This window comes from Comamonas halotolerans (genome assembly GCF_030162935.1).
Classification (GTDB): domain Bacteria; phylum Pseudomonadota; class Gammaproteobacteria; order Burkholderiales; family Burkholderiaceae_C; genus Comamonas; species Comamonas halotolerans.
On record NZ_JASAUZ010000001.1, the window covers coordinates 563,766 to 588,791 of the forward strand.

At 52.2% G+C, this 25,026-nt stretch carries 26 protein-coding genes; 8 read left to right on the plus strand and 18 right to left on the minus strand.

From position 1 onward, the window contains the following. Positions 1 to 45: 45 nt before the first annotated feature. Positions 46 to 843 carry a TOBE domain-containing protein gene (locus QEP11_RS02625; protein WP_284335021.1) on the minus strand — a complete coding sequence of 266 codons (798 nt, stop codon included), beginning with the start codon at positions 841 to 843 and terminating at the stop codon, positions 46 to 48. 80 nt (positions 844 to 923) lie between these two features. Here QEP11_RS02625 and modA point away from each other — a divergent pair, with 80 nt between their 5' ends. From modA to miaB, 6 genes are all read left to right on the plus strand, one after another. After that, entirely contained in the window at positions 924 to 1,679 is a 756-nt protein-coding gene (modA, locus tag QEP11_RS02630) for a molybdate ABC transporter substrate-binding protein (protein WP_284335022.1), read from the plus strand. A 103-nt stretch (positions 1,680 to 1,782) separates the two neighbouring features. Then, on the plus strand, positions 1,783 to 2,457 hold the full coding sequence (modB, locus tag QEP11_RS02635; protein WP_284335202.1) for a molybdate ABC transporter permease subunit: 675 nt from the start codon (positions 1,783 to 1,785) through the stop codon (positions 2,455 to 2,457). Further along, the gene (modC, locus tag QEP11_RS02640; RefSeq protein ID WP_284335023.1) at positions 2,454 to 3,524 is read left to right on the plus strand and encodes a molybdenum ABC transporter ATP-binding protein; all 1,071 of its coding nucleotides are present in this window, start codon (positions 2,454 to 2,456) and stop codon (positions 3,522 to 3,524) included. Before modB ends, modC begins: the two co-directional genes overlap by 4 nt. Positions 3,525 to 3,640: 116 nt before the next feature. Beyond that, positions 3,641 to 4,519 carry a formate dehydrogenase accessory sulfurtransferase FdhD gene (fdhD, locus tag QEP11_RS02645; protein ID WP_284335024.1) on the plus strand — a complete coding sequence of 293 codons (879 nt, stop codon included), beginning with the start codon at positions 3,641 to 3,643 and terminating at the stop codon, positions 4,517 to 4,519. Between the two features lie 80 nt (positions 4,520 to 4,599). After that, positions 4,600 to 4,998, plus strand: coding sequence for a hypothetical protein (locus QEP11_RS02650; RefSeq protein ID WP_284335025.1), 399 nt, complete (start codon positions 4,600 to 4,602; stop codon positions 4,996 to 4,998). A gap of 123 nt (positions 4,999 to 5,121) precedes the next feature. After that, the gene (gene miaB / locus QEP11_RS02655; protein ID WP_284335026.1) at positions 5,122 to 6,450 is read left to right on the plus strand and encodes a tRNA (N6-isopentenyl adenosine(37)-C2)-methylthiotransferase MiaB; all 1,329 of its coding nucleotides are present in this window, start codon (positions 5,122 to 5,124) and stop codon (positions 6,448 to 6,450) included. Between the two features lie 173 nt (positions 6,451 to 6,623). On the opposite strand, the gene QEP11_RS02660 is transcribed toward miaB, so the two are convergent. From QEP11_RS02660 to QEP11_RS02735, 16 genes are all read right to left on the minus strand, one after another. Continuing rightward, a complete protein-coding gene (locus QEP11_RS02660) occupies positions 6,624 to 7,352 on the minus strand; it encodes a hypothetical protein (protein ID WP_284335027.1) in 729 nt (242 codons plus the stop codon). Positions 7,353 to 8,333: 981 nt separating this feature from the next. Beyond that, positions 8,334 to 9,521 (minus strand): phosphorylase family protein, encoded by a 1,188-nt coding sequence (locus tag QEP11_RS02665; protein ID WP_284335028.1) that lies wholly within the window; start codon positions 9,519 to 9,521, stop codon positions 8,334 to 8,336. Next, positions 9,518 to 9,952 (minus strand): hypothetical protein, encoded by a 435-nt coding sequence (locus tag QEP11_RS02670; RefSeq protein WP_284335029.1) that lies wholly within the window; start codon positions 9,950 to 9,952, stop codon positions 9,518 to 9,520. Before QEP11_RS02670 ends, QEP11_RS02665 begins: the two co-directional genes overlap by 4 nt. A 19-nt stretch (positions 9,953 to 9,971) precedes the next feature. Continuing rightward, positions 9,972 to 12,830: a hypothetical protein gene (locus QEP11_RS02675; protein WP_284335030.1), complete on the minus strand. Its 2,859-nt coding sequence runs from the start codon at positions 12,828 to 12,830 to the stop codon at positions 9,972 to 9,974. A gap of 345 nt (positions 12,831 to 13,175) precedes the next feature. After that, positions 13,176 to 13,829, minus strand: coding sequence for a DUF1780 domain-containing protein (locus QEP11_RS02680; RefSeq protein WP_284335031.1), 654 nt, complete (start codon positions 13,827 to 13,829; stop codon positions 13,176 to 13,178). A gap of 62 nt (positions 13,830 to 13,891) precedes the next feature. Beyond that, positions 13,892 to 14,572, minus strand: a complete 681-nt coding sequence (locus QEP11_RS02685; RefSeq protein ID WP_284335032.1) for a histidine phosphatase family protein — start codon at positions 14,570 to 14,572, stop codon at positions 13,892 to 13,894. A gap of 714 nt (positions 14,573 to 15,286) precedes the next feature. Further along, positions 15,287 to 16,579: a type II secretion system protein GspD gene (locus tag QEP11_RS02690; RefSeq protein WP_284335033.1), complete on the minus strand. Its 1,293-nt coding sequence runs from the start codon at positions 16,577 to 16,579 to the stop codon at positions 15,287 to 15,289. Further along, the gene (locus tag QEP11_RS02695; protein WP_284335034.1) at positions 16,576 to 17,637 is read right to left on the minus strand and encodes a zonular occludens toxin domain-containing protein; all 1,062 of its coding nucleotides are present in this window, start codon (positions 17,635 to 17,637) and stop codon (positions 16,576 to 16,578) included. The genes QEP11_RS02690 and QEP11_RS02695 overlap by 4 nt, the downstream gene beginning before the upstream one ends. Positions 17,638 to 17,640: 3 nt before the next feature. After that, complete coding sequence (locus tag QEP11_RS02700; RefSeq protein ID WP_284335036.1) at positions 17,641 to 17,928, minus strand: DUF2523 family protein; 288 nt, start codon at positions 17,926 to 17,928, stop codon at positions 17,641 to 17,643. Between the two features lie 11 nt (positions 17,929 to 17,939). After that, complete coding sequence (locus tag QEP11_RS02705) at positions 17,940 to 19,301, minus strand: hypothetical protein (RefSeq protein ID WP_284335037.1); 1,362 nt, start codon at positions 19,299 to 19,301, stop codon at positions 17,940 to 17,942. 150 nt (positions 19,302 to 19,451) lie between these two features. Then, complete coding sequence (locus tag QEP11_RS02710) at positions 19,452 to 19,688, minus strand: hypothetical protein (protein ID WP_284335038.1); 237 nt, start codon at positions 19,686 to 19,688, stop codon at positions 19,452 to 19,454. 53 nt (positions 19,689 to 19,741) lie between these two features. Then, positions 19,742 to 19,996, minus strand: a complete 255-nt coding sequence (locus QEP11_RS02715; RefSeq protein ID WP_284335039.1) for a hypothetical protein — start codon at positions 19,994 to 19,996, stop codon at positions 19,742 to 19,744. Positions 19,997 to 20,013: 17 nt separating this feature from the next. Then, complete coding sequence (locus QEP11_RS02720) at positions 20,014 to 20,340, minus strand: single-stranded DNA-binding protein (protein WP_284335040.1); 327 nt, start codon at positions 20,338 to 20,340, stop codon at positions 20,014 to 20,016. Between the two features lie 13 nt (positions 20,341 to 20,353). After that, complete coding sequence (locus QEP11_RS02725) at positions 20,354 to 21,541, minus strand: phage/plasmid replication protein, II/X family (protein WP_284335041.1); 1,188 nt, start codon at positions 21,539 to 21,541, stop codon at positions 20,354 to 20,356. Then, on the minus strand, positions 21,531 to 21,857 hold the full coding sequence (locus QEP11_RS02730; protein ID WP_284335042.1) for a hypothetical protein: 327 nt from the start codon (positions 21,855 to 21,857) through the stop codon (positions 21,531 to 21,533). Before QEP11_RS02730 ends, QEP11_RS02725 begins: the two co-directional genes overlap by 11 nt. Beyond that, complete coding sequence (locus tag QEP11_RS02735) at positions 21,854 to 22,339, minus strand: hypothetical protein (protein ID WP_284335043.1); 486 nt, start codon at positions 22,337 to 22,339, stop codon at positions 21,854 to 21,856. The genes QEP11_RS02730 and QEP11_RS02735 overlap by 4 nt, the downstream gene beginning before the upstream one ends. Before the next feature lie 449 nt (positions 22,340 to 22,788). On the opposite strand from QEP11_RS02735, the gene QEP11_RS02740 reads away from it, so the two are divergent. Together QEP11_RS02740 and QEP11_RS02745 are read left to right on the plus strand one after the other, a co-directional pair. After that, positions 22,789 to 23,529 carry a hypothetical protein gene (locus tag QEP11_RS02740; protein WP_284335044.1) on the plus strand — a complete coding sequence of 247 codons (741 nt, stop codon included), beginning with the start codon at positions 22,789 to 22,791 and terminating at the stop codon, positions 23,527 to 23,529. Beyond that, on the plus strand, positions 23,519 to 24,526 hold the full coding sequence (locus QEP11_RS02745; protein WP_284335045.1) for a phage integrase: 1,008 nt from the start codon (positions 23,519 to 23,521) through the stop codon (positions 24,524 to 24,526). The genes QEP11_RS02740 and QEP11_RS02745 overlap by 11 nt, the downstream gene beginning before the upstream one ends. Here QEP11_RS02745 and QEP11_RS02750 read toward each other — a convergent pair. Next, a complete protein-coding gene (locus tag QEP11_RS02750; protein ID WP_284335046.1) occupies positions 24,521 to 24,886 on the minus strand; it encodes a hypothetical protein in 366 nt (121 codons plus the stop codon). The genes QEP11_RS02745 and QEP11_RS02750 overlap by 6 nt on opposite strands. Positions 24,887 to 25,026: the final 140 nt, after the last annotated feature.

Here is a 25,026-nt window from a genome sequence, read left to right on the forward strand (position 1 = left end):
CAGGCCATGCGGAATACCTGTACCCTCCGATCCATATCACCAGCCTTAGCTTTCCAACGCCAACACCACGGCAGAAGCCGGCATATGTACATAGACATTGCGCCCAGCACGCAGCCCACTGCCTGCAGGCGAAAAACCCACCCATTGGACACCAGGGGCCATCTGCAAGGAAATTTCATCACCTATTTCGCCTTGGGTCACGTGCGTGGCCTTTCCCTGCCATGTATTGCTGGTTGTTGCCTGCATTGCTGCAGCATCGCTGACCTCCACCGCCGTAGCCTTGCACATTGCAAGTACCGACATACCTGCTTGCAAGCCCAGAAGCTGAGCACTTTCAGCCGTGATACGTGCTGTCACAAACAAATCGCCGTGTGTGCTTTGCACGTGGACCAACGCCAGCGGCCCGGCAAGCTCCACTTTTTGCACCACACACGGCCATTGGTTGCGCATACTGGTTTGAATTCCCAGTCGTTGCACAGGCACTGCTGTTTGCAGTTGCTGCATCACGGCACCCCGCGCTTGGGCCATGGCTTGTGCAGCGCGCAGCAGGTCTTGCCCAGCTTGCGTCAATCTGGCTCCGCCCCCCCCTGCACCGCCTACCGACTTCGCAACCACAGGCACGCCAGCCAGGTTGCTCAAGGTATCAATGGCTTGCCACGCGGCTTTGTAACTCACTCCAACCTCTCTTGCAGCCTGCGAAATGGAGCCACAGGTTTCCAAAGCACGCAAGACCTGCAAGCGCCGGTCTGACAACGGGTGCCCCAAAGCCTGCAGCAAGGCCGTTGGAGCAGGAATATCGCCTGCCTGCGAGGACGCCACTAATTCATGATGAGATTTGGCCATCCCCCAATGATGCCGCCAAACACGACACGGGTTTATTGGTCATGGTTATACTTTCGCTATTCAAAAAAGGAATAGCGACTATGTTTACATCACTCGTTTTGCGCGTCGGCTTGCTGGCATCGGCGTTTTTTGCGAGCATCGCCCACGGAGAGACGATCTCCGTGGCTGTTGCTTCCAACTTCACTGCCCCCATGCAAAAGATTGCTGCAGAGTTCGCCAAAGACACCGGCCACAAAGCCGAGCTGTCGTTTGGGGCCACCGGCAAGTTCTACGCGCAGATCAACAATGGCGCTCCGTTTGGCGTACTGCTGGCCGCCGACGAATCCACTCCAGTCAAGATTGCCAACGAAGGCCAAGGTGTTGCAGCAACCCGCTTCACCTACGCGATTGGAAAGCTGGTGCTATGGAGCCAGAAAGACGGCTATGTGGATGAAAAAGGTGATGTGTTGCGCAGAAATGACTTTCGGCACATCGCTATCGCCAACCCCAGACTTGCACCTTACGGTTTGGCCGCAGAGCAGACTCTGACCAAGCTAGGCCTTCTGGAGCAGGTCAAGCCCAAATTTGTGCAGGGCGAGAATATCGGGCAAACCTATCAGTTTGCTGCCACCGGCAATGCACAGCTAGGCTTTGTGGCCTTATCGCAAATCATGGAAGACGGCAAAATCAGATCAGGTTCGGCCTGGGTGGTTCCTTCGCAGATGCACGAACCCATCCGCCAGGACGCCATCATGCTGAACAGTGCCAAGGACAATGTCGCTGCGCAAGCGCTGATGGACTACTTGAAGGGCAAGAAGGCACGCGCCATCATCACCTCTTACGGATACGCGCTCTAAAAAGCTCTCTCTCGAGCCGCCCCAGCACTTCAACCCAACTGATTTGAAGCGCTGGTCTTATTCGCGCCACAAGCGCTTTTTTACTGTCGTTAACACCTTGGGCATTCTTTCTTCCGAAGACTGGGCAGCCATTGCCCTCACGCTAGAGCTGGCCACGGTCAGCACCGTGCTGCTGCTGGTGCTGTGCACGCCTTTGGCATGGTGGCTGGCACATACATCGTCCCGCTGGAAGGGACCGGTTGGCGCAGTGGTTGCCCTACCCTTGGTGCTCCCGCCCACGGTGATCGGCTTTTATTTGCTGGTCACCATGGGGCCAAATGGCCCTATCGGTCAATTTACGCAGTGGCTGGGCCTGGGCCGCTTGCCCTTCACCTTTCCCGGACTGGTTGTTGGCTCCCTGATTTATTCACTTCCTTTTGCCGTGCAGCCTCTGCAACGCGCATTTGAAGGGCTGGGGCGCCGCCCGCTGGAAGTCGCTGCCACCCTGGGGGCCAGCAAGATGGATACCTTCTTCAGCGTCGTGCTACCCATGGCACGCCCCGGCTTTGTCACGGCTGCAATACTCAGCTTCGCCCATACCGTGGGAGAGTTTGGTGTCGTGCTGATGATTGGCGGCAACATCCCGGGTGTCACGCGCGTGGTATCGGTACAAATTTACGACCATGTGGAAGCCATGGAATACGCCAACGCACACTGGCTGGCAGGCGGTATGGTGGTGTTCAGTTTTATCGTGCTCATGCTCTTGCACTGGCTGCAACCCAAGGAGCCACGCGCATGATGCAGGTCCAACTCAAACTGCAGCGTACCGACTTCACGCTGGATGTGGGCCTGCAACTTTCAGGCCGCGGCATTACCGCACTGTTTGGTCCTTCTGGCTGCGGCAAAACCACCTGTTTGCGCGCCATCGCCGGTCTGGATCGCGCCCTGGGCAGCGTGGTGGTGAACGGTCAGATCTGGCAAGACGATGCCCGAAAACAGTGGATACCCACGTACCAGCGCGCTCTGGGTTATGTATTTCAGGAAGCCAGTCTGTTTCCTCATTTGGGTGTGCGTGCCAATGTGGAATATGGCCTCAGGCGCACCCCCGTCCAGCGCCGCAAGGTGCTTCTGGAGCAGGCGGTGGAATTGCTGGGCCTGAGCCAGCTGATGGAGCGCAGCGTACATACGCTTTCCGGTGGAGAGCGCCAACGTGTGGCCATTGCGCGCGCCTTGGCCACCAGCCCACAACTGCTGCTGATGGATGAGCCGCTGTCGGCCCTAGACGCTCAGCGCAAAGCCGAGGTACTGCCGTATCTGGAGCGTCTGCAGCGCAGTCTGGAGATTCCGGTGCTCTATGTCAGCCATGCACAGGACGAGGTCGCACGACTGGCCCACCATGTGGTGCTGCTGCAAGCGGGCCGTGTGGCGGGCCAAGGAGAGACCGCCCAGATCATGACCCAGCGCGATCATCCCATGGCACCTGCGAACGAAGCTGCCAGCCTGGTGCAAGGTCACATCACCGCCTTTGACAAGCAAGACCATCTGAGTACCGTCACTTTTTCCGGCGGCACGCTGTTCATCACCGGCTCTGCGGATCGCCAGATTGGTGATGCGGTACGCCTGCGTGTCATGGCGCGTGATGTCAGCATTGCGCTGCAAGCCTCTTCAGGCAGCAGCATCTTGAACCGCGTGCCCTCAACCATTACCGCGATATGTGAAGACATCCCTGGCCACGCCATGCTCACACTGCAAAGCGGCGCCACGACATTGCTGGCACGCGTTTCGGCCCGCTCTGTGCGCGAGCTGGGCCTGCAGCAAGGCCTGTCCGTGATTGCACAGATCAAAAGTGTAGCCCTGCTCGATTAAGCCCGGTGCCCAAGACCTGCCATCAACTGAAGTGCACCACTGGCAACAAGGCCATACACCGTCTTTATCCAACTTGTTTCAGCATGCCCAAAGCCACAGGCCTATCATGCGCAGTTATGACTGAAGCCAGCGTCTGCTCCATTGACATCCCTGACGTACCTGCTCTGACAACACGTGCAGTGCGCTTTCACCACCTCGAACACGGGGTGATGGAAGAAAGACGTGTGCTAGCCAATGAAGTGCCGATTGCACTGGTCTTCAATGGTATTTCTCATGCTGTGATGATGGGCACGCCGCTGGATTTGGAAGACTTTGCCATAGGCTTTGCCTTGAGCGAGGGCATTATTGACAGCGCCAGCGACTGCTATGGCGTGGAAGTACGCTCTGTGGCGGCCAGTGCCGCGGGCCTGCCTGCCGGCATGGATGGCATGGAAGTCCAGTTGGAAATTTCCTCGCGCTGCTTTGTGCGCCTCAAAGACCATCGCCGCAGCATGAGCGGACGCACCGGCTGCGGCGTTTGCGGGGTGGAAAGCTTTGCAGCCCTGGATCTGTCCTTCCAGGCCTTGCCTGCGCGCGACTGGGTTGCCAAAGTCAACCTTCCAACAGTGCTGACCGCCATATCGCATCTGCCTGCGCTGCAAACACTCAACGCCCAAGCTGGCGCCATCCACGCAGCAGGCTGGGCCACTCTGGACGGCCAGGTGCATGATGTGATCGAAGACGTAGGTCGGCATAACGCACTGGACAAACTGCTGGGCCGACTGGCACGCACCAGCCGCCTGGGGCAACCCGGCTTTGTGGTGCTCTCCAGCCGAGGCAGCCATGAGCTGGTGCGCAAATGTGCCAGGCTGGGCATTGGCGCTCTGGCAACCATTTCTGCGCCTACAGCCATGGGCGTGCAAATGGCAGAACTCACCGGCCTGCGCTTTTGGGGTCTGTGCCGGGCGCCTAAAGCCACACTGTATGCGGCGGGCAGCGGCTTAACGCTGGACTGATACCGCCGTAACTTGAGCCACACGCTACACCTCCCACACTTTCGTAGAATGCAGCGTCTGTCAGCCCCTGGATGAACACCATGAATCGCTGCTTGCTTGCATCTTTGATTGCCGCCCCTTTATTGGGCATCGCCCTTCCCGCTGCCGCGCAAACGGCGCAAACCTTGCCCGCCATCACCCTCCCCGAGGGCCGAGTCGGCACGTCTGCGGCCAAAGCTGGAAATCGCACCTTCCCCAGCAATGCAGAAATAGGCATCTTGCGCGTGGATCAAATTCCGCACGCACAAATCAACAAGCAAGCCATCCGCACCGCTCCCGGATTTCGCCTGTTCAGCCCAGACAACAAGCTGATTTTTGCCGATACGGTCAAAAACAAAGACCTCGGTGTGGCCTACGTCATCGAAGCCAATACCAAATGGCTGCTGACTGCATGGATCCTCACACCCGAGGAAATGGCAAGTCACCTCAAAAAGCGCTAAGCACTAGCCATTCGCAACTGCGTTGCAGAACGCAAAATTTACCCCCATCACGACCGCCGATTTAGCTTGCGGTCGTTCAACTTGAATGCGCAGCCGTGCTCCAACAGCTGCGCTGCATCCACGATGAGCAAAAAAGTATTTATCAAAACCTTCGGCTGCCAGATGAACGAGTACGACTCGGACAAGATGGCCGACGTGCTGGGCGCAGCCCAAGGCTACGAACCCACGCAGGACATGGAAGAGGCTGACCTGATTCTCTTCAACACCTGCTCCGTGCGTGAAAAAGCGCAAGAGAAAGTGTTCTCGGACCTGGGCCGCGTCAAACACCTCAAAGAAAAAGGTGTGCTGATTGGCGTTGGTGGCTGCGTGGCCAGCCAAGAAGGCGACGAAATCATCAAACGTGCCCCATTTGTGGATGTGGTGTTTGGCCCTCAGACCCTGCATCGACTGCCCGAACTGCTGAACGCCCGCGCAGCCAAGGCCAAGCCACAGGTGGACATCTCTTTCCCTGAAATTGAAAAGTTCGATCACCTGCCCCCTGCACGTGTCGAAGGTGCCTCGGCCTTTGTATCTATCATGGAAGGTTGCTCCAAGTATTGCAGCTACTGTGTGGTGCCATACACCCGTGGTGAAGAAGTCAGTCGTCCCTTCGAAGACGTGCTGGTGGAAGTGGCGGGCTTGGCAGACCAAGGCGTCAAGGAAGTGACGCTGTTGGGCCAGAACGTGAATGCCTACCAAGGCAAGATGGGGGAAACCGCCGAGATCTGCGACTTTGCCTTGCTGCTGGAATATGTGGCCGAGATTCCGGGCATTGAGCGCATCCGCTACACCACCAGCCACCCCAATGAGTTCACCCCGCGCTTGATCGAGGCCTATGCCAAGATCCCCAAGCTTGTGTCGCACCTGCACCTGCCTGTGCAGCACGGCTCGGACAAAATTCTGATGGCCATGAAGCGCGGCTATACAGCCATGGAATACAAGAGCACCATTCGCAAGCTGCGCGCCATTCGCCCGGATATGGCCATGAGTTCGGACTTCATCGTTGGCTTTCCTGGCGAGACCGAGGAAGACTTTCAGAAGATGATGAAGCTGATTCACGACGTGCGCTTTGACAACTCCTTCAGCTTCATCTTCAGCCCCCGCCCCGGTACCCCCGCCGCCAATCTGCACGACGACACGCCTCACGACGTCAAGTTGCGCCGCTTGCAAGAACTGCAAGCGGTGATCAACCAGAACATCAAGGACATCAGCCTGGAGCGCGTCGGCACAGTACAAAAGCTGCTGGTCGAAGGGCTCAGCAAACGCGACAACGGTGAACTCATGGGCCGCACCGAATGCAACCGCGTGGTGAACTTTCCAGGCAATGAACGTCTGATTGGTCAGTTGGTGGATGTCAAAATCACCGAAGCCATGACCTACACCCTGCGCGGCGAAGTTGCCATCAAGGATTAAGCGTCATCGCCTTTTTCCTCTGGAGCCCATGGCGCATGCCGTGGGCTTTTTTATGGCTCGTACAGACAGGATTTTCTACAACTTGGCCTGTCGGCAGATTCACCTAGGCCGCGCAAATTAAGAGCAAAAGGTGAACCATGTGCTACGAACATGCAAGCAAGGTTGCTTGCAATTTACTTCCAGTGCTCAGAGCCGAGGAACGGGATGGAAAGCACAAAGACAGGCAGCGTAATGGGCAGCGCTGCTACGCCTAACGCAGTACCCACAACACCAGATCCAGAGGGAGCGCGAGGGGGCCGTACCAACTCTGCGCGGGCCTGAATGGGCTGCGGTAGCCGACTCTTGTCCAAAAGCTTCTCGTAATCTGGCAATTGCACCCACTGCCCTACACTCTCAAACAGTGCGCTGTAATAGCGCCCACCAGTAGCTGGCAGGTCACAGGCTGGATCTGCAGCCAATTCATAACGCTGGCGCAATGGCTTCGCGCTCAGCCCTTGTCCCGCACTCGCAGCTTTGGCAGCATCTTTCGCACTGACCTGCAGCAGCACCAATCCAAACTGCTCCGCCTGCTCTGGCCTCACTTGATCGGCATGCAGCAGCATGGCATAGCTGCCGTACACCTTCAGCTTATCGGCATCGATGCGCATATCTTCGCGCAAATACATACGGCTGCAAGCCACCGCCTGCTTCAGCGGACTTTCCACCAAAGCGCGATAACGCCGAAAAGGGGCACCGTCAAAACGCAGCGTTTTACCAAGGGAAAGAAGATACAAATGATTATCTGCAGCCAGGAACGCACCCTCTACACGCCGCGTATACAGATGCTCCTCAGGCAAGCTTGCACAAGCTGGAAGCAATCCCCCCACCATCACCGACACTGCGGCCCAAAATAACTTCCTCATGTTCAACAGCACCCATCGTCTTCACAAAACGCCAGCGGCAGATTCTGCCAAAAGCTGAGAAGTGAAGACACGGCGACTAATGAGACCTGCTTTTGCTCAAGCCTCTAAGGCATATCTATAGACATACATGCCCGCCTCATTGCCAAGAAAGCAAAAAGCCTGCTATGCAATGCATAGCAGGCTTTCCTTATCCAACTGGTAGGGCGTGACAGACTTGAACTGTCGACCAAAGGATTATGAGTCAGTGCAATGACTGCGCATTGCCTCTCTTTATCCTGCAAAAACAATAACTTAAAAACAATAAGACCGCTCTATCTACGCAATACATCACTGTATCGTTGACAGTTAGTTGACGCCCAAAATATGAATCAGAGCGCCTGCGGCGGGCTTGTCTTTCAGGGCGCGCAACATGAGCTTTGCCTTTCGTGAAACAAGCGACGCGGCAACCTCTTGCTCTATCACCACGGCAGAGGAGCGACAATGACTAATCAACCGCCAAGACAGTATCACTGACAGGCGTGCTGGTAATGCTCTGCCCTAAGCGTTGGGCACGTCGCACGACAAAGCTCGAACATGGGGAAGCCTCCCCATCCCCTCCAAAGCGGCACCGTCACGCCCCCCCATTACAGCCGTTCAGACTCACCTGAAATAGGACTGCTTTGCCGCGGTTGCTGCCGGGCATGTCAGCAAGTCGAAGTGTCGGTTTAAGTCAAATACCGGTCGCTCAACGGAGTGCGGCTGTGAACCCTCACCGGCAGCTTTGGGGTAAGTAGCAGTCAGCGAGAGACAGAGTAGTCAAGTTGCTGCTGAGTGTCTGCTATCACGTGCGGGCAAGTGGTGATGCTACCGACCCATTGCTGCCATTTAAACTTGGCCGCTTTATACCTGCTTTACAACGAGTTGCCGCTGCTCGCAATCTTGCGCCGAGCTCTCGCTGCTATCAGATGTTGCTGCGTGCAACCGCCAACACTCTCGATTTCTTTAGTCTGTCTTAAAGTTAATGATCCCAGCGCGAATCGCTTCTACGATGAATCGCGCTGAAAGCAAGCATCCGATTCTGTGAAACTGATCACCTTTGTTTCGGCCACCGTCATCTACGACAGTTTTCACAGCAAAAAATGCCGGCTTACTGGTCGCAAACCGAGCAGCTTCGTAGACGGAGTACACCTCCATATCGAAACCAGTTAATTTACGCTGACCTACGGCCAATGTTGACGTCTTACCCTCTTCTGCGATTACTGCGCTACCGCTACTTGTCACGGCATCTGATCGAACCCTGGTTTCGACTCGATCCTTACCTTTCGGTACTTCTTTGACAGTGTGGTCCAAGTTCAGCAGCAACCTGGGGATTAGTCCTGCTTCCGAGCAGATTTCGACTAGCTTGCTGTGAACGTCGACATCAAGTTGAATATCAAAGTGTTCGGACTTAAAGCCTGTGCTGCTCCATTTGCCTGCATCATGCTGATGGCTGTTTTGGGTCACCAGCAGGTCATACATCTCGGACTCGCCTTTGACGCCACCGCAGATCCCGCTCATGCATACAAGCCGCGGTTTGAAGCGCTCCAGTGCCATCGAAGCGACGACAGCTCCCGCCACGAGACCCATTCGGTGTGCTCGCACGATCACTCCTTTGTCTTCCCCAATCTGAATTTCCCTGCAGACTAGGCCTGCGATTGTCTTGACTGGCCCCCACGAGTCGACTTCGTTCTTAAACCCATCAACCTCCTTATCCAGAGCACAGACAATCACAAACGCGAAGCTCTTTTCTGGCTGAGCGGCCAATAACTTTATCTTGAGTGCTTCCTTCCAATCGCCGTGATCATTGAAAGAGATAACGTTGATATCCACAGCATTCAAATCGTGCACAAAATCGCCTGCTTCGAGATTGTGCCTCGTTAGCACGATCGCGGGCGTTCGGAATGACTTGCTGTCATAGTCGCGTGTTGTAGACACCAGCGACGCATGGTGATCCTCAACAGTATCATCTCTCGGTGAGCGAGGAACCAAAAGATCAAGAAGGATCAAGTCAAACTTTGTTTTTGCAATTGCCTGAGCGTAATCAAACCAGTTCTTGTGTCTTACGATTTCGGCATCAGCAATGATTTGACCAATAAAACCCTCAATTTGTGAGAACTTAGCGTCCTCATCTTCTAATACAAGAATCCTCATAGCCTCTCCAGGATGGAGGTCACTTCGACCTTCCATTTGTTGTCATTCTCGATATATCGGACGCACCCCGCCACTTCGATATCGAATTTTTCTTTTATCTCCAACTCGGCCATTTCCACGGGTACCGGAGCGCCCTCGATTTCAATATCGGGATACTGCGTAAGAATGATGCATGGAGTGTTATTGCCCGAGAAAACGATCTGAAACAACACATCTAGCCCCCCCGAAGACAAAGGAAACGGCGAACCCGCACCAGCTTCGGGCTCGTGGCTATGAATAGACATATCCACGATTGCTAAATCAAAGTGCTTAGAAGCGATCAGCGACTTGGCAGAGTTCAACGCTTGGCATTCACTTGTCTCGATCCGTTCTCCAAAAATATCCTTGAGGTGAGTACGGATGCCTTCCATCTTAAAAGGATCGTCCTCCACGATTAGACATCTAATCAGCTCAATGTTCGAGAGCATAGGCAAGCCTCACTTTGACCTCGTTTCCTACAACTTCGTACTGCTCGAGCCAAAAGTCGTTTCGCGTATGCTGTAAAAGGTTCAGCTTTGATATGCCACTTTTACCTTGATAAAGGTTGGCATCAAGGAAGTCAGCCTTCTTACGCCGTTCAATAACTGCAGCCACCGTATTCGGATCCTGGAAGTGAGGAATCGAGGACGAGATTTCAACAATCAAGCGTTTGTCTTTGCCCGTCACTATCTGGAAACTTCGGTGCGCCGGCTTACTGCGATCACCATGCTTTGCAGCATTTGTCACGACAACGGCCAAGGAGTCGTAAACAAGGTGATACACGCCTCCAACGAGCTCATCATTTCCGCTACCGCCATCATCCGCCTGCAACTTAAATTCGGGGATAGTATCCCGAACTTCTGCAGCGATGGCATCGAACAGCAGTGAGACTGATGCCTTGGGCGCAACTATCGAAGGACGCTTGAACCACCCAAACATCGCAGTGAGCTTCCGATCAATCGAAAGGACTAACTCTCTCTGAAAAGCTTCGGCTAATTTAGTGTCTGCTGGTAGTGCTGCTGGTAACACTTCAGACTCGAAAAATTGGAGATCCTTCAAGGGCCCCTGCTGCGCTCGCAGGTAGCGGGTTACAACAACCAAATCGCTTTCTGCAAGCCGCCAGCAGTAGTCGATGATTGTCTGATCAATGCCAGCAACGGACTTCGTCTCTATATAGTGCGTGCTGATGTTTTTAACCGCAGCACTGAGGATTTCTTGCTTTCCCGGACCGTATGCTTCAGGTTGTAGCAGACCCAGTGGCTTTGCCTTGGAGTTAACATGCAACCGTGCGCTGATGATTTCCTCGACCGCCCGGTTATACCTGCTCTTCCAAGCGTTCCATTTCTCCATGAACTGAGGAGTGTTGAGCAGAGAATCAAACTTCGGATTCTGCTCCAGAGGTTTGATAACGCTCGAGTAAAGATGTCCATGGAAAGTACCGTGACGGATTCGGCGACCAATGTACGACGCTATACCAAACACTGCGTTTGAGCAGAATGCGTTGTAAGACTGCGTCATAATGTATGTCAGTAGCGTTTCATCGCAGTTGACGGACACCCCCTTCTTCCCTGCCCCAGTCGACGTCAAGGCTCCGTTGAGCTCGATCATCATCTCGTCTTCAAGCCACGACAAGAATCGAGATGGATCAACATATATCCGATGGTCGTCAATTTCATTGCGAACGCGATTGAGTTGGTGGTCAATTCGAACTGCACGAGCGCGCTGTTGATAGTGCTCGTCTTTGCGGAATTCAGCCATCCATTCATGAAGCGACGCTCGAATCTCGGGAATGTCTGCTCGATGGGGGGCAAGAGAGTTCAGCTTCGCCAAGAAGTCCTCAGTTGCAATATCGTAGATATACTCGGCCACGTAAGGGTGTGACATCTCGTAGGAACTCACGAGCTTCACAAGCGATCCGTTGTGATCCTTAATGGCGATCTCTTCTAAAAGCCGCTTGAGAAGGAACCCGTCCAACTCGTTCTTGCTACGTTTCGCTAAGAGTAAGAGCAAAATTAACCTAACCAGCTGATCTCTAGCAAGCTTTGCAGCCGTTCGCGTAGCATTAATCGGCACAGTACGAGCCAAATCACGCGTAAGTCCCATCAAGGTCAGAAGATCTTCTTTGTCGAATCCAATCTGGCCTTCAGTTTTGTGCAGCCAATAATTGAAGACTGCGGATCGGGTCGCAAATCCAGTGAGCTCTAAAGACGCTAGAGCAGCATGGACATGTTTTGTGAAAGGTGTTTTACCGACTAAATCCTTCAACGTCGGCTCACCCACCCAAGCGGTCAACGTTTGTGCCAAGGCATCTGGCACATCATCTATTTTATCGCGCGACGCATCAAAGTAGTTATCAAGAAGTATTCGATATTGTCGCACTGGCTCGTATTCGAGCCATGCACTACTCTGCTTGAAAAAAGTGTATTCGCTCTCGGTGTCGGTGGGGTCATATGTCGCAACCAGACGTTCAAAAAGCTCAGGACAACCGAGCCCTCCGGCAACCTCAACGATGCCCGGATAGTTATCGATTGAGAACAAGTGCGCGTTGAACTTTGCTACGATCACGGCATCGATCAGTGAGCATCTCTCAACCTCGGCAAGAAATGTGGACAAATCATCTTTTGAACGGGCAAACGGCTGAACTGGCAACCTAGCAATCGCCCTACTGAAGCGGTTGATTGCACCACGGTCTGCTAGATTTAGGATCGAACGCTTGATCGTCAAGAAGCTCTGATCTAGGGAATACGAATGCACCAGCGAGGTCACAGCCACTAAGCCGAGGTCAGCCTGCTGAATCAATGCCTCAATCCTATCGTCCTCTTCCCCTTCAGGAAGGTTTTCCCGAATCAGTACGATTCGCCTCAGAAGTGCATGGCTCCAACCATTGCTTTCGATTGCCTCTGCAATGAGCCGGCAACAGGAGTCGATATCGCGATCACCATACGCCCGGTCGATCAAGTGCAGCGACCGGCCGATTTGAAGTAAACGAGCTTTGTGCGCTAACGCACCCACTTCAATGTTGTGCAAAACTGCTTCAAGGTCGGCTTCGGGCTGTGCCCTTACTGTGTCGGCAAAAGACGGATTCTTGGGGAACGGATTTGGAGCCTGAATCACCTTCTCATACTTCAATCCATTGAGGATTGCATCCAGCGCTTCTGCTTGATCCTTTCCGAGCGTACCTCGCAGCGTTGCAAGGCTTCCCAATGCATTCATTTGATCCTTGTTCAGGATAGCGCGAAGCTTATTTCTGGCCTTTTTGTTTAGTCTCTTTAGCTCTTTAAATCTAGCCATATTTTTTCTGCACTTGTTTCTAGCTCTGATTTGTCTTTTTATATCTGCATCAGAATGTTACTGCATAGGATTATGGACGATCCAACACCTGCCATTTAGTATTCTCCTTGGGCTGATAAATGGAATTATTTGCGTAGTTTGCTAGTCCACCTCGTGCAGGCTTCCGAGATAAGATTTCCGTTAGTGCAAACAATCGATAAATGACCGCTTGCAGTAGTGGATAGCATTCAGTCTACCGACGAAAGTCGGCTGCAGCCAGCCGAGCAGTTACTGACTCATTAGCAATCAAGGACTGCTTATGGCCGAAAGCGCCATTTCACACGCTCCTCTGAAAGCAGTCATAGGCTATGCGTCGATGGTCAGTCGCTCGTGCCGCTTCCGAACTTGGCCGCAGTTGTCTTGCAGGAATTTTGGCGCGTCGGCGGATGCATAGAAAACCAAGCTCACGTTGCTAGCAACCACCGCAGAAACAGAGCGCCAACCATACTTGGCAAATTGCTCAGGTTCTGGCATTGGGCCATCTTCAAACCAATGGTCTAGCTTGTTGACGTAAAAAAGCATGTCCGTACAGGCTTTCACATCAGCCTGGTAGCGTTCAACGAAGGCATCCAATTGCTCCAAGACAAGTCGCCCAGCATCGACGGGCAACAAATTAATCACAGGTTTGAGTGTGAAGTTCTGCGATCTGGTCTTCTGCAGTGACTTTTGGCGAGCCTGCTTGATCTCATCATGCCTACGGCGTCCTTCGTCCATGATTTCCTTGATCTCGAATGCTGCGTCCTGGTAGATCACATCTGGCGGGTCCTGAGGGCTGCAAAAGACCTGAGCGTCATCCATACCAATGTGCAGGTTGGTCAAGAAATGGACTGCGTTATGCCATTCGCGCCAAGGTTTGAACTTTCTTGAGAACAAATCATCGCCCTGTTCTTCGCAGGGCGGGTCTGGTGTGAAAGGCTCAGTAGGTACCGAACGCTTTTGTACTTTGGTGCGGGCCATCATGGCAGTTTACGATGTGCTACGCAAATCTCTGCTCCGGACTCTTCATGCCCTTTAGAGAAAGCTTAGCCTCCTGCCATCAACTTTCCTCGAGCATCTGAAGAAGAGTCTTTCAATAGATTGCGATAAATATGCTCTAGAAAACTGACTGCCCACGCACCTTGGCCTTGCGAACGAAGCACATAGACGCCGCAATTCGGCATAGGCAATGCCAACTGATAGCGTCGAAAGGCATCCATTGACAAGCTATCTTGCCAACCAAAGCCTTGTAGTTGCCAAATGAGCATGGCGAACCACATGCCATGACCAAAGATGACCGTTTCGTGCTGCAGGGTATCGAGCTGGCCACGAAACTCGCTTACGCGCCCGGAAAACTGCGTAAACGACTCTGAATCGCTTCCGTGCTGCACAACCGGATCGGCGGCTTCCCAATAGGCATCGACCATAGGCTTACGAAAGTCCACGGACGTTCCATTCACAACACCCGGCGAGAGCGTCACAAATTCATGCAACAGCGGCAACTCGCTAGGCTCCACCTCCCAGCGTTGGCTGAATGGATGAGCTGTGTCTTTAGCCCGCTCGTAATGGGAGGTAATGATGGCTGACGGGCGAATGTCCAGCAGGGTAGATAGATCAACTGCTTGTTGTCGCCCCATTGGAGTCAGAGGTATCTGAGCCGGATCATGTGTCACTTCACCTGCGTTGGCAGCACTTTGTCCGTGTCGGACGATATAGATATCAGGCATTGAAAAAGAGCTAGGTAGAACAAGCTGTCAAAAAGTTCGAGCTACAAACGTTGGGCACGCAGTTTCAGGAAGGCTCCTGTACTGCAGCGTTCTTTGTCTTGAGTATGCAAAACACATAACAAAAAAGCCATCAGTGCGTGTTCATGGGACTTGACGCGAAACAGGCGAAGCACAGAAAGCACATTCCCCCCTTCGTCCGTTTTTCCAGTGGGGAAATGGGGCCGCAACCAAATCAAACTAGCAGAAGCTAGCCCCGCTCATCGCAATTGCTCTATTTATTCCATTCAGATGGAGATAGCCTCAACCATGGACCAAGAGTGTCGTTCAAGCAGTTGTGGCAAAGGTCTATATCTACTCGCGTCCCATCACCGATCGCAGAACCCCAACTCGTATCAAAACTAATTTGAATGAAATTGTTGAACCCATCGCCCTCGTTATGCACTGCCTCAGCGCCGCAGCGATCACACTGCAACTGAGAAACAAAAGATTCAGGCCTAACATCTTCTATTCGCATTGCCTATTTCTCCCATCATCATCATCGGCGTTGAGCTTTGTTTTGCACAGGGAAACCAAACCTTCAGGTTTCCGCTAAGAGATTTTTTGCGTCAAACGCCATGTTCAACTTATTCTGGACGTGGCATGTGAAGGTTTGTCTATGGTGCTCACGTTCTCAAAATGTCGGTGGGGAGTGAGACTCTGATTGTGCTGAACAGCCTATTCATGCCCATTCATAGTGTTTGAAAGCCCTGAACCAGTGCGCTCCACCTGTAGCACCAAAAGTATCTCTGTCCCTGACTTTTCATATCCTTTTGTATGCAAGAAGCTGGGCATGAAAGACAACCCATCGCGGCTGCGGCTCGACTTGTTTTCTGCAAGACCGCCCAAAACAATCACATCACCATCTTGCAGACCTACCGTCGTCTGCAGCTCTCTCTTGGTCAGCGTTGGACTGTTGTCCACCCCAGTAGTGGTCTTGATGAAGTCTGAAATCTGCTGACTGATCTCCAACTCAATCACCGTATCACGCACCGTGGGTCGGATGTCAAAGATAACGCCCGAGCTACGATACTCAACCGACTGCACAGCTTGGCCAGCGCCTTGCGGAAATGACAAGGCTCCTAGCACCGGTACTTCCTGTCCCACACTGAACACGCCACGCGAACCCGACTGGATTCGCAAGGACGGCGATGAAACTATCTTGAAGCGGCTATCTGTCTCCAGCATGGAATACATTGCATCCAAGGCCGTGTTTTTGAGCTGGATGAAGTTACCCATGTTGCCCACCGCAGTGCCAATCCCGAGGTTGAGCTTGCCACTCAGCAGGTTTGCCAGCAATCCGAAGGCCGACCCAGACTTATCGGTGTTGCTGACCTCGTAGACCACACCACGCACCAGCACCTCACCCGTGGCCACATCAACCTGGGGTAACAGTTCTTGCAGCTTCCTAATTTCCGGCTCAGTACCTGAAAACAGCAGCACATCAGCATCCTGGTCAATCAACGCTGCAGCTGATCCACTGGGAACATCACCTTCTGGCATGGAGTGCCCAGTTGCCCGAACACTGCGATTGACCGAGAACGAGCCTTTGAATAATGGGGCCAGCACACGGGCCAAGTAGGACACATCTCGGTAATGTGGCCGATAAAGATGTAAACGAGTTTCTGGCGGCGGTGCTTCTTCGACTTTGCGCTTACGCACGAAATCAACTCCGCCTTTGCGTTCTACAACGTAGCCCAGACTCTCCAAGAACCCACCCAGAAATGCTTGCAGATTTCCTTGTCCATTTTTGTAGCGGAATGACACAAGACGTTCATCGGCAAGCACTTCCGGGTCGAGTACATAAGGCGTGTTCAAGGCTTCGCCATAGATGAGCTGCAACACTTCGGCTACGTTGGCTGCCCGCATGTCAAAGCTTGCTACTGGAGCTGCGTAGGCAGGCTGTAGCAGGCCCAGGACAAGGTGCATTGCAAGGCACGCAGCTACTGCGTAAGAACGAACCGACTTCATGGCTTGCCTCTTGCGCTTGGTTGTGAACCGCTCCAATGAGTGACCCGCTGACCATCGACTTCACCAACCATCACTGCACCCGCATTCAAGAAGGCCGAGGGATGCTCCAAGCGAATGCGCTTTTCTTGGTTCTCGACCACCACAAAATGCTTTCCTTGCGCCTGAAAAGTGCCCGCCAAGCGCCAGATATTCGAGACATGGTTACGCTCAGATTGCGCAGAAATAGACTGGCCAACACTGCTAGAGTGGATCTGAACTGGTGCTGAGACTATCTTGTCAACTTCACCGTTACTGTTTAGCTGAGTGCGTGTGCCATTGAAAAATCCCAGGATCGTGTGAAGACTCCATCCAAACAGTGCAATCACGACCAGAACCATGATCCACAGCTTTGGATTGCGCAGCACGTTCTGACGGCTGTCTACCTGCAACTCCTTGCCCGTGCCGCCAGAGTAGCTGCTGTACAGCGGAAATATCTCAACGTCGTAGCGTTTGTTTTGCACCGACACCCGCCCTTTGGCAGTGAGCTTGTAGCCTTCCCACATTTCTACCCGGTAGGTTTTTTGCCAACCCAGGGTTTTGATCTTGGTGGTTCGGAACGTGACCTCGACCACCACGCGCAGCGTGCGATGCAGGTCAGTAATGTCTTGCACCATCAGCACTAAGTCGCAACACACTTTGGTCTCGGGATGCACGAAGTGCCGGTGTTCACGAAAAAAAACCTTGTGCTCTGGCAATAGCTTGCAGTCCGTGCCCCAGAAGCGCCAAGCCTCATCAATACAGATGATGTCTCCGGGCAAGCAAAAGGTTTCCACATCCTTGCCATGCGGCAAAAAACTGGCTTTGGGCACATCATCGTTGGTGCAATGCACAACTTTGCCCAATTGCTCCAGCGGCACGCTGAATTTGTCTTGGCAGTAGGCCCGAATGGCATCGCTATCGATGCCGTCCACATTGGTAACCACACGACGGCCAGCTCGAACAGCCGGCACGATCACCGAGGATACGCATTCATAGGATTTGCCCGACCCCATCAGGCCGGTGTAGGTGTTGATGGGCATGGCTTATCCAATTACAGGCATACGGCGGATGATGAAGCGTGTGGCATACGCCGATACCAACGCTGATATGCCCATTGGCAACTGGAACGCATCCAGAAAAAACCAAGTACCTGCCGTGATGCCCGACAACGTGCTATTGAGCAAACTGGCATTCGGTAGCAAAGCAGCGATGAACCCCACGAACTCGCTGGTGATGAAGTACAACGCGAAGAACAGTGCGAACTTGATCAGCAGCGAACGGAAAACCCAGGCTAGAACGGAGTTAAGGGCAGAAAGCAGGATCCCAAACATGGTTCATACCCTCACGCCGACAGCACAATGAACAAAGCCATTGCGGCCCAAGCAAAGGCCATTGCTAATTGCAGAACTTGCTTGTTGTCCTCGATCAGCTTGCAATGAGCATCCATGACGTGGGTGCCGTACAGCTCTACCGTGGGTCTTGGACAAACCCCTGCATAACCATTTACTTGGAAAGACCGCAGATCGGGAGCTAGTTGCAAGATGGGATTGGCAATTTGCTGTGCTGTGGGGATGTTCTCCAAACTAGGAGCCCCTATCGCTGGATCAGGGCCTAAATTGACTTGAGAGCTCTCTTGTGCAGGATTTGTCGTTCCTGAATTTGGGTTTGCTGGTGTAACACCTGGAGCTGCAGGATTTGCTGGTATTCCCCAGGGATGTGGAACTGAGGAGTCAACAGGGTTTGGCGCAACGAAGTCACGTACTGTGGGGACGTATTCAGGATGGGCTTGCAGCCACGGCTCAACGTCGGCTTTGGTAATTGGATTGGACTGTGGGTATGGCAGCCCATCGTAGTCCGGCTGAGATGCTGCCTGCTCCCAGGCTTTGTTTGCCAGCCCAGCAATGATCACTGGATTTAGCTGGGTATCAAGGTCGGAGTCAGGAATTAACGCTATCGCCTCTTCAACCGTCAAATCAGTTGTGTTGGAGATGCTTGTTTCAGTAGGGAACTCATAAGCCAAACAACTTCCGTTTGAAAGATATGTTCCCTGCCCACAGGAATGCTCAGGGCCATCTGCATACAAGTGCGCCTTGCCCCATGCACCACAGGACCAAGTTTTTCCTTCTGCAATCAACTTACAGCTTTCAAAGCGCTCTGGAAGCCCTAAGTTCTTTCTCTCCATCGCGCTTACTTGGCTTGCTACCGCTATACCATCACCACCCCAAATACTTTGGCTAATCGTCGATACATAACCTTTCCACGCCGGCATTCCAGCCTGCACGCCATTTGATGTATCAAGCCCACTTTGACCATCCGTTAAGAGATCAATATTTCCATCATCACGAAAATACCACTCAACCAAAGAATCAATGCCTAACGAAACAGCGTAAGTCACCACTGTCCCAATACCAACGGCCAACGCAAATGATGCCCATGCAGGAGCAGTTACAGCACCTACAGTGACCGTAGCAGCACCGACAGCAAGCAAGGAAAGTTTGGGAGACATTCGCGCCAAAGTATTCAAAAAACGTGGATCGTTAGCAGCAAAGCCTCTTCGCTTCATAGCTTCCTGTACTGCACCTGAGACAGCTCTATTTACGTTATCTGGCTGTGCGACTGGAAGTGCTTGTGCGAGCGCATTCGTTAAAGGCATCACTGCCAGCGTAATGAAAAAAGCAATCAAGCAGACTTTGAAGAGCTTCATTCCAAACCTTTGATCAACGCCCAGGCACACGCAATGCCCCAAGCAAAAATGAACAGATACCAAAGCGATGACATTGGCCAGCCTCATTCCTTTAAATGAAACGAGCGGGGTGATCAGGCCCGCCCGGATCGCTCAATTCAATTAGGTGACTTATCCACCACGAATCCAGCGCAGGGCCATCTTGGCAGCCGTCATGGTTGCGTAGATAGCCGCCAGCACACCGGCCACAGCCAGCACGGCCGTGATTACGTCATCGGCCTTGAACGCACCGGTGATGGGCGTGAGGTCAATGCCCGTGCTTTGGGCTGCGGCTGTGCCGCTGGCAAGTGCCAGTGCCGTTGTGGCTGCCACCGTAATGGCGGTCTTAGCATTGAATTGCTTCTTCATACGAAGTCCTTTCTTGGGTTGTTGAGCGGGAACCGCCCGCTCGACGGTGGGCTTCACCCGTTACGGATAAGCCGCAAAACTTCACCGACACCTCGCCCGACCAGGAAGAACAGAACAACGACACCGAATCCCAAGCCAAACGCTTGGGCCACTTCATTGGGGTCTAGCAGAGGGAGCGAATTGCCGCTTTGTTGAAGCATGTGCAGGTCAATTGCAATCTCTTTGCGGTAGGCATCTGGACATTGAGCAGCTACAGCACTCCCCCAATATCCATGTGGTCCCTCGCAATAAAGAACGTATGCCTGCATTCAGATGTTCTCCAAACTTAGTCTTCAACTGCGTCCAGGGTGTGGTCCACAGGAACAACCATCGTTGTTTCACCTGTGTCCTTGTCTACGGCTCGAAATGGCTTGCGCGTAAAACCACCAAGTAAACAGGCCTGTGTGATCGTGTCCCCCTTCTGCCCCAATCGAGTCTTACTACGAATCTCAAGGGTCTGAGGACGGCTGTACTCATCAGCTGCAGGGCAAAGCACCCGCGTATAGCTTGTGCTTCCATGACGGCGTGTCTCTTCGATACGACCGCGCACAACGACTGTATTGAAAGAATTTTTTGGGGCTGTTTTAGGCTCTGCAGCCACGGTGTTGCTCATAGTCAAATCTCCATCAAGCGGCTAAACGCAATTCGTCCCGGCTGTAGTTGAGTTCAGGACGATTTCTGGCCGGGGCATTGCAGAAACGTCTGTCCACGCGTTGCGGCGTGAAGTCATGAATGAGGCTGTCATTCGCAGTGACATGGATGTCAGAAGAGCGCCAAGACACACCAGCGTCCTCAAGCTGTTTACGATTACGGAAAAATGTCGAACGCGTGAATTTCGTTCGCATAACGTTTTCGTTTTGGGTACACATGGCCGACCAGAAGCCATACAGCTGTAAACCTCTGGTGCTGCCATAAACGTTTTCCAAACGAGTCATAACTGCCTGGGTTGTGCGTACTGTTTCCATGGACTGCTTTCCTTCGCGCAGCAGGCGCTCTACTTCTTTGTCATGAATCGCTTCCAGGTAGGCATCATTCACCTCGCTCACCAGCGGGTTACGCCCAAAGTCGTACTGGAATTTGTCGGAGTGCACTTCGACCTCAACCCGTAAGCGGCTGTCGGCCAAGCGTTGCAGTGCCTTAAGCTTTTTTTCTGCGCGCTCAAAATTGCGCAGGTCGTTTTTGCCGTACATGAGTGCGTAGGCTTGTCGAAAGTAGTTCCGCAGTCGCGCCTTGTCATGCAGGCCGAACTCGGAACCCTTGTGATAGAACTTGACTGTGGTGGTCTTGCCCGGAAAGTACACCGCCATGTCGTACTTAGCTGCTTTCTTCTGGCGCCTGGGGAAGTTGCGCAGCTGAATGCTGTCGAAGAACTCTTTGCAAGCGGGTTTGGTCAATGCGTAGACATGGGCTACGTCCGCACGGTGTACTGTCCAGCTCCCGGAGGGTGGGAGGTCAACCTGCAGCAGCTTTTCAACCAAGCAGATAAAGAACGAACACGCCTTTTTGAAGTCGCTGGGTCCTCCATATACGTTGTGCCCCATCATGGCCTTGTGGACTGAGCCTTCGACCAGGATGTAAGGCTCGCAGGGTGAAAGGCGTGGACGACCGTTCTTGTCCGTGACCCAATCCTCATACATGGGGCGCACGCTAATACGCGAATCCCAAGAGCCCAGCAATTCTCCGGTGTGCAGTTCATACAGCATCGCGCCCGTGGCCAAATCGATGCCAGAGCGCAAAACGCACTGCTGCTCAATCGCACGGACGAAAGATTCATCCATGGATGGGCTTTTCAGCTTGAGGGTGTCATAAGCCATCTTTTGACTCTTCTCCCGAAGCTAGCGAAATCCTATCCGTAGGACTCTCAGGCGGTGCTACCACGCCCGCCTGAGAAAAAACCTGCTTTGCGAGTGCTTCGGACGAGTACGTGCGACCTGCGGCTTTCTCCTTGCTCAGGAAGGCCAAAAAATCAAGGTCTAGCGTGCTCGTGGACAAAAGCAGGAGGCCCTCCAAGCGAATTCGGTTGGAGAGCTCATAGAGGTGCAAATCATTTGCTCGGTCTGGGCGGCGCATCATGGCCGTGACTTGGTCGTGAGCGGCATTGATCCTCTGGGCAGAAAAGCTGGTGTTCATGCGTCCTGCTCTGCCACGAACTGCATGAGGATCCCTGCAGCTACAGCCAATTGGGAGATTTCGACACTGCAGCCTTCACGCTGTAATGCGAGGTCTTCGCTCGTAATTTCAGGTAAGTTCTCAAACGTCTCAAAAGCCGCGTTGGTGCGATCTGCCAACCAGCGTTGGTATTGCTCCAAAGAAGCTGCGCCATGTGAGTGGCTGTGCGCGAAGCACACAGAACCATCAACGTTCAGCGACGTTCCGCATTTCAAACACATGAAAATCGGGTCTGGTGCCTGATGACAGAGCTGCTCCAGATTTGTGCTATCGCAGCATGCGCAGCGCAAAGTGCGCTTGCCATTCATGTGCGCTGCCCATGCTTCACGCGGGGTATTCGCACCAAAGTTTTCGTGTAGATAGTTGAGGTACGTCTCAGGCTGAGACTCGTACCAATCGCAAAGCTGCTGATCGCTAAAGGGTGACTCTTCAGGTTCAGTCAAAGACTCGCGCTGATCTTGCTGCCCAAGTCTTTCTGAATTAGCACCCGAAGCTTGCAAGCGGCTGTCCTCGCTCCGCTGCGGGCAGGCACTTGCAATCTTGGGTGGCTGGTTCTGCATCTGTGGCTTGTCCTGCATCTCAAGCCCCGCTCAGCACAAAGTGTTCTGCACGCTCTGCTGCACGAATGCGGACTGCTTCAACGTTGATGAAGACACGTCTACCGACCGTGATCTGTGGCCAATAACCACGCTCCGCTTGAGCAGTTAGAACTCCAACAGGAAGCCCAATTGCATGCGCGAATGCCTCCCGCGTCATCAAGGGACACTGCTGAATTACTGCTGGCTCATGTGCCAAAAATTGTCTCGGAACCTGAACTTGAGGCAAAATAATCTCCTGAGAACATCACTTTTGCGATTATTTCTTCAAAAGAAATAATCGTCAAGGAGGAGCTATGCCAATTTTGAGAAGTGACAACGTCTGGACAATCAGAAATCGCTTGCTTGCGTTAGTTGAGATACAGGTTGGAGATAAGGGTCTGTACAAGAAACTAGAAGAGCTCACATCCATCAAAGCCTCACACTGGAGAGACTTTGCTGCGGGTAAGCAACGCCCAACCTCTGAGATGATCGAATCTGCCGCTAGGCTGTGGCCCCAGTACGCCTTTTGGCTAGTGACAGGTATCAGCGATGCCAAAAACGGACACATTGCTCCACTGGAGGGCAACTTTCCGTATGACTACGAAAGAAGTGACGTCCCTGCGGACTTCTTTCGCAAAGCTATTGAGCTAAGTGATCTATGCATCGACATGCTCAATGAGTACCCAGATTTCGGAGATGACCCCCGGATACTGTTGCGGCTACTTTTGACCGGAACACACCGCAGTGCTCATCAGTTAGAGCTGCCACCCGAAAAAATCGAACCTCTACTCAACCTGCGTCGTGAAGTTCGTGCACTCCACGAGGCCAGAGAGGTCGAACATGAGATCAGGCATCCGAGCCCAATGAACACATGGGAAGAAGTCGAAAAATGGCTACCCAAAAGCATGTTTAAGTTAAAAAGCTCAAAAGCGTTAAGCACCGCTACCGTGACTGAACTCGAACAAATACTTAAAGCTGAAAAGGAGAATCTGGAAAGATCTAAACGAGTGACCGAGTGGCTAAAAGAACTCAAGTCCCAATCAGATGGCAATTAACAAAAATACCTCTGGCTGGACTGTTGACATCCAGCCGGGAGGAAGAGGCAGTAAGCGCTTCCGAAAGACCTTCAAAACGCAAGCTGAAGCAAAGTCATGGGAAGTTTGGCTGAAAAATCAAGTCAATCAAAATGAAGAATGGCAACCGAAAAAAAAGGACACACGTAGGCTCCGAGAACTTATTGATCTTTGGCACACACATCACGGCTCTGGACTGAAAGCTGGTACGAACACATATGGCCGGCTAAAGCTCGCGTGTGCTGCCATGGGAAATCCAGTCGCAGACAAATTTACGGTCAACATATTCGCTGCTTATCGAACTGCCCGCCTCGCCGAAGGTATCGCTCCTAATAGCGTCAATCGTGAGCATGCCTACCTACGCTCTGTGTTTAACGAACTACGCAGATTAGGTATTTGGAAAAAACCTAATCCTCTTGGTGAACTACGCCAATTAAAAATTGAAGAACGTGAATTATCATTTCTGACAAGTGAACAAATTCCTATATTATTAAATGCTTTAAAGGAAGGGCGAAACCGTCACGCAGTCATGGTCGCAAAAGTATGCTTATCGACTGGCGCACGCTGGAGTGAGGCTGAGAACTTACAGCTTCACCACCTTCAGAACAACCAGCTTCAATTTTCTGGCACCAAATCAGGCAAGGTACGAGTGCTGCCCATCGCACAAAAGCTAGCTAATGAGCTGAAAAAACACCATGACCCAAAAGAAACCGGTCTGCGTTTCTTTGCATATTGCTATTCTGCATTTAGGGAGTCTTTAGATAGATCAGGAATTAAGCTGCAGGAAGGTCAAATGACACACGTTCTACGTCATACATTCGCATCTCATTTCATGATGAATGGCGGAAATATTTTGGTATTACAACGCAGCCTAGGACATGCAAATTTAACGATGACAATGCGGTATGCGCACTTATCTCCAGATCATTTAAAAGAAGTTGAATTACTAAATCCACTTGCAAAAATTAAATTACTATAACTTAACACCTAATTCTTCCAAGCATTTTTTATTGATTTCGTTATTTCTAATTTTTAAATAATTTTTATTTGAATAGCATTTAGACAACGGCTTATGAAACTCAAATGCTTCATTTAATTTACTCATTGCTTTTGAAGCATTATTTATAGGTGTATCAGCATTAACAAATGCTATCATTTTATTAATATCTATTGCAGACAACCTAGCAACCTCTGCTTCGTAAGATTTTTTCCCAGCAGCAACTAAAGAAATGGCCTCTTCTACATTATGTAGAAAATAATTAACGCTTTTATTTTCTGCGTTGGAATAATTTAAATTTAAAACAAGAATAAAAGCTGTAATTTTTAATAAAATTTTCATTTGTATCTCCTTAATATTTCTTATTATTTCTGGAGAAACAATTTTTTTCTTGATTAAACGCAAGATCCGCCGGAGAGACTTCTTACGTCCTGCTCAAGGGGTCATCGTGAACTGAAGTTCTTTGACGTTGACACTTCGTT